The sequence below is a fragment of the Gottfriedia sp. NPDC057948 genome (assembly GCF_042887255.1).
GTDB lineage: Bacteria > Bacillota > Bacilli > Bacillales > Bacillaceae_G > Gottfriedia.
Genome location: NZ_JBHVPN010000026.1, coordinates 43,919 through 49,918 on the forward strand (window position 1 = coordinate 43,919; position 6,000 = coordinate 49,918).

Consider the following 6,000-nt stretch of genomic DNA (forward strand, 5'->3'; position numbering starts at 1 on the left):
TATATTGACAATTAAGGAATTGGATGGTATCGGAAATATAAGAAGTATCAATACAGTACATTGGAAAGTATAAAAAAGGAGAGACATGTTTTTTTCTGTGTGAAAAACATATTTTCTTTATAAACGAATGTATAGGTATTGTCATCACATATTTTCAAATCTTTCAGTGCCGTTTCATGAAGAGAACACTTCTACTTTTCCTTAGATTCTTTTTTCATTGATAGTTGTTTTTGAGCATGGGTTTGTTTTGTGGAGCAGGGGTTTATTTTAGGTTTACATTTTCTGTTCAGCAATATTAAACTCTTGCTATTTCTCCCCCTTCATACCAATATTCCTCCGTTCCTATTTTTTCCCATTCATAATAAACCCTTGATACAAAACCCCATTTCCCTATTTTTTCTTTCTAACTTTTTTTAGCAAATCATTATTATTTGGAATAAAGTCTTAATAAAAAAAGAGGAAAAAGGTTTGAGTGACTGCGTTCGTCCCTTGTACCTTTTCCCTACTCATGCCCTTTATCAGATGTATATTCTGATTTTGGCAAAGGTTTATTTTGTTTAGCAGAAATTTATTTGTTTGTTAAATTTTTTAAAACTAATTGCGCCATGCACTCCACATGAGCAGTACACAATAAGCAATACATGAGATGATGTAGAGTTTACAGCTATTCCCTAAATAATAGTATGAACAGCAATTGATCCAATCACTACAAGATTAGCATATCGGTGTCTAATTTATTAAGTATTCATAACGCTCTTCCTTCATATCGGTATATCTTTTGAATAACTGATTTATTAACTGAAGATTTATTAACCGATCTAACTCTTGACTACATTGAATGGTTTTAGAATGAAGAAAACCATAACTCTTATTAAAATCATATAATTCATTTCTCTTTTCCTCTATCTCTAGTGTTGCTTGTTGTTGTAATAAAGTAACCATCCTATAACCCCTTTATCTTTATTTTAAAGTAATCATATTGATTAATTGAAAGCCGCGCTCTATTGTGGCACTTCGCTTGATCTTGTCTATACTGCTTATTCCTACAAAATAGAAAAATATAAGGTAAAAAACCGACAACGTCATAATGAAGCGTCACCAGTTCTTGGTATCATGTAAATTATCTAAGTTCCATCTATTGGTTGACATGTGATGTCATAAACTACCAGTTGCTATCCTGTTCATTTTTTGGTTTAAGAGTGATCAAAACGAAGGAAGTAAGCTAAGACTTTTTCAACAATTGGAAACCTGCATGTTCAAATGTTAAGAAATATCTCGAAGCAGGATTCATAGTGAATAGGGAAATTAAGAGATTGCTAACAATATGAAAGGGCCACCTCCTAAACCAATTACCGATTCTGTATAAGAGTTATTTAATTTCTGCTGGATATAAAATGAATGGGTAACATAGGATTTTAAAAGAATTATATATTTGTTAGGCTAGGATGACAAATGGGGTTTTGTAAGGGATTGACTGCCTGTTTTTTTACATTTATTTACATTTTTAATAATTTCGAATACTATAACATATCAAATCTATCAATCGCACTATTAATATAGATTTTGACTTGGGTTTATAAATCAATATATTGACAATTAAGATATTGTGTGATGATTGGTAGATACGAAGGATCAATACAGTACATTGGAAAGTATAAATAAGGAGAGGATATTTTTTTCTGTGTGAAAAACATATTTTACTTATAAACGAAAGTATAGGTGTTGTCACTATATATATTTAAATCTTTCGGTGCCGTTTTACAAAGAAGACACCCCTACTTTTCTTTAAATTCTTTTAGCATTGATAGTTGTTTTGACCATGGTTTTGTTTTGTGGAGCAGGAATTTATTTTGGATTTACATTTTCTGTTCAGCAATATTATACCTTTGATACAAAACCTCATTTTCCGATTTTTCCATTCTAATTTTTCTAGCAAATCATTATTATTTTCCGAATAAAGTTTTGATAAAAAAAAGGGGAAAAAGGCTGAGGTGACTACGTTCGTTCCTTTTACATTTTCCCTACTCATGCCTTTTATCAGATGTATATTCTGATTTTGGCAAAGGTTTATTTTGTTTAGCAGAAGTTTATTTGTTTGTTACATTTTTTAAAACTAGTTGCGCCACACACTCCACGTGTGTCGACTGTAATTGACAACACAATAGATGTTGGTGGGTTTATCAACATTATTGAGGCACTTTATACCTAGTTTAATGGGATAATTCGATAGAAACTTATTAACTCCTGTATTCAACTAAAGCACGCGATAGTTGAACAACAATGATTTATTAAAATAGAAAAGCTACTTAAATTTCTAATTGAATCGTTGTTATTTTTTTCTCTCTATTTACCCATAAATACATATTCTTACATTTGTGAGCAAAATATCTAATCGCTACGGAATCTTTTAAAAATTCATCTAATACCAGACTTACCCACGAAAATGATAATAAGTGTTTATCTTTTTTTGTTCCAATTAGATATTCGAATACTAAATCAAAATCTTGATCTTCGTATTTTTCTATTTTCTCTGGAACTACCTTGTAACTTAACGATGGACTCCATTCTGGTTCAGTTTCACTTACTTTACCAAAAAGTTCGCTAATAATAGGATTTATCCCTTGTTTATGAATCTCATTTAAAGACACCTTTTTAGGATTAGATAATCTTACTTCAGTCGGTAAATTATTTTCATAAACAACTCTACAATTATTAAAATGTAAAATAACTTCTGATATCAGCTTGTTATCCAACTTTTTATTAATAAAAACAGAAATTTCCCCGTTTTCAAATTGATTACCTAACATTAAATAAAATTCTGTTATTAATGAAAAGTGAGGCTCGTGGTTTTTACTTGATATAAATTCTCCAATTCTAAAATCCGTGTTGACCTCATCATAATCTCCAACTACTTCAAGATTTTCATAGAGTTCTAGCCATTCCATATTCTCGAAACTTAAATTTTCTAAGTCAACTATATATTCTGGTTCAATCGTTATCGTAGCATATGAAGTCCATCCTACATTTTTAGGCGTTAATCCAAACAATCTAAATAACTTTTCCTTGTAATAATCATTAAGTTTACCCATCTATACCTCCAAAACTTATTCATTTCAATATTCAAGATACCCCTAGTATTCCCCTTCTAATTCAATTAAACTTCCATATAATAAATAGAGGATGATCGATTAATGATCATCCTCTATTGTTGTTAAACTAAAGCATTGCGTTAGTTGAATAAGCTAATCATTTATTAAATGATAGATACAACTTAGAAACTAATTACTTATTTAACATTTTTATATATTTAATCATTAAGACATTGAAATATATTTCTGTTCCAACAGAAGTAACTAAATCGAACCAGTTGGTCTCATTCAAGGAAATTGAAGGATCAATATAATGTAGAATTAAATAACCGACAATCATAATAACCGTAACTAGGACAAAAAATCGGAGTGTGAGTGGAAGATACAAACTAAAATAGCGAAAGACAAATTCCTTCCCATCTCCTCGTTGATTTATTTTATATGCTAAATAAATTCCAACTAGATTGATAACCAGAAAACTAATCATATCAATAATATCTAAGATGTTAAAAGTTTCAGTTAAGAATAATAACGGATAAGCTAGTAAAACTATTGCGAATAAAGAAATACCTATTATTTTATGGTATCTTTGTGACTTACTGGACAGACTCTCTTCTTTTAAAGCTTGAACGAGCCCTTTTACATTCCAAATGTACATATGTAATCCCCTTTATAATGTCTAAAAAATCATATCCATTATAACACGGACATAATCCCCTCCTCAGGAGCTATCCAAACAATAAATCTTTAAATAGCAAAAAGCCAGCTTTTAACTGATTTTTTTGTTTAGTAAGTATAATAATTTGGTTATCTCCTATGATAGAATAGTCTTAGAATTGGAAAATAATAGAATAGGAGATGGAAAATGAAATCTTTTTATCTAAAAGTTGGATTATTATCAGCTTTAACAATTAGCTTGTTTGCTGGAAAAGCCAATGCAGAAACGCCTGATCTTAATTGGACATCAAAATGCCCTTCATATGATGCACTTAAACAAAACGAAAATCCTACATTTCAAATCAGGAATTGTCTACTAACAAATGCAGCAATTGCAGCGGATATTCCACCCGAGGTAGTAAAAGCTATTGCTTGGAAGGAATCTTATTGGAGACAGTTTGATGCCAAAGGCCAGCCATTCAATTCTGAATTTAATGATGGTGGAATTGGAATTATGCAGGTAACTGATGATGGCTATGATGAAAAAAGATTAAAGTTCGATATTGCTTACAATATTCAAATTGGAATTGATATCTTAAAACAAAAATACAATTGGCCAATCCTACCTAAAATAATAGGAGCAACGCCCGAAGTTATTGAAAATTGGTACTTCCCTGTTATGGCATATAATGGCATAAAGCCGCCAAACAGCCCAATTATTAAAACAAAAGGTGAAAAATACGGACAAATTAATACTGATGCGTACCAAGAGAAAGTATTCAAAATGATTGAAGATGAAAGTTACCTAGACAATCCCTTAGTTAAATTGGCTAGATATCCCTTTACTGTTAATGATTTTGATTATAACCCTGAAAAGAATGATAATATTAAATTTCGAGTAACGGAATATACCTTGCAAGATGAAATTCATAAATCAAACTATTCGTTAAAGATTGGTGATCAGGTAGCCGTGACAAGAAATGATGTTGGATTTAGAAATGCCGCTGGTGGCGATGTCATTACTAGAGTGAATCTTGGTACCCAGTTATTTATTACCGGTAATTTCGAGTATGACAATGATGAATATTCTAAAAATCAATTTGTCTGGTATCCAGTTAAAACTGTTAATGGGAAACTAAAGGGATATATCTCTTCAGCATACATAAAGAAGGTACCAGATGTTACACCTCCTATTGTTAGTGGAATTCGAAATAATCAATACACAAATAAGAATGTAGTAATTGAATTTAATGAAGGAAAAGCTATGTTGAATAATATTGCGATAAACAACGGAAGCATTATCTCGAAAGAAGGAAACTATACTTTAGTCGTAAAAGATGTAGCCGGAAACACAACTACAGTAAAGTTTACGATTGATAAGACAAAACCATCTATTCCTACATTAAATAATGTTACTGATCAGATGACATCTATTACTGGAAAAGCACAGCCTAATTCGGTAGTAAATTTATATATTAACTCTAAATATTCTAAGAGTGTCACTTCAACACCTACTGGTAACTATACAATAAAGATTACTAAGCAAAGAAGTGGTACTAAAATTAATGTGAATGTGGTTGATAAAGCACAAAATATCAGTGATTTTAGTAGAACTGTTATTGTTGCTGATAAGACACCACCTTCTAAACCAATTGTAAACAAAGTTACGCATAAATCCATTTCTGTTACTGGGAAAGCTGAAAAGGGAGCTACGGTATACGTATACAATGGTAAAACATATTTAAATAAATCGATCGTTTCATCTAATGGAAACTTTTCAGTAAAAATTAAACCTCAGAAACAAAATTCTACTTTAAAGGTTTATGCGGTTGATAAAGCATCAAACAAAAGTGGAGATACTTATGTAAAAGTCTATTAAACACAAGAAAATTGACGATGTAGCATTTCGTGTTACATCGTTTTTCTATGATGACGAAAAAAGTGAAGGAATTATTTATTAGTTTAATAGAAAAAACCCGCTCAGGAAGAGTGGATCATAAGGGTACGTTTTTATATAAAGTGTTTAAACATTTAAGGTGTATAAGAAATTTCGAATGTGATCATTTTCGATTAATACACTTAAACAAAAACACCTTTTTATTAAAGGCTCTGTTAAAGTACAGTGTTGATTTTTACTATAAAAAAAGACTGTTTAAAATTAAAATGTACCCTTTGTAAAGGACATTGAAAAAGAGTCTATGCTGTTTTAAGGAGATGATTTCTGTATTGTACAGGGGTCATCTTCTTTAATTTC

General features: G+C 30.6%; 4 protein-coding genes. 1 reads left to right on the plus strand and 3 read right to left on the minus strand.

Annotated features, from left to right (window positions below):
• Nucleotides 1-729: 729 nt before the first annotated feature.
• The 3 genes from ACFVRR_RS22910 to ACFVRR_RS22920 form a co-directional block, all read right to left on the minus strand.
• Nucleotides 730-942 carry an aspartyl-phosphate phosphatase Spo0E family protein gene (locus tag ACFVRR_RS22910; RefSeq protein ID WP_387332963.1) on the minus strand — a complete coding sequence of 71 codons (213 nt, stop codon included), beginning with the start codon at nt 940-942 and terminating at the stop codon, nt 730-732.
• Nucleotides 943-2,306: 1,364 nt separating this feature from the next.
• Entirely contained in the window at nt 2,307-3,089 is a 783-nt protein-coding gene (locus ACFVRR_RS22915) for a hypothetical protein (protein WP_387332965.1), read from the minus strand.
• 193 nt (nt 3,090-3,282) lie between these two features.
• A complete protein-coding gene (locus ACFVRR_RS22920) occupies nt 3,283-3,747 on the minus strand; it encodes a hypothetical protein (protein ID WP_387332967.1) in 465 nt (154 codons plus the stop codon).
• A gap of 207 nt (nt 3,748-3,954) precedes the next feature.
• Here ACFVRR_RS22920 and ACFVRR_RS22925 point away from each other — a divergent pair, with 207 nt between their 5' ends.
• Entirely contained in the window at nt 3,955-5,625 is a 1,671-nt protein-coding gene (locus tag ACFVRR_RS22925) for an Ig-like domain-containing protein (RefSeq protein WP_387332969.1), read from the plus strand.
• The last annotated feature ends 375 nt before the right edge of the window (nt 5,626-6,000 follow it).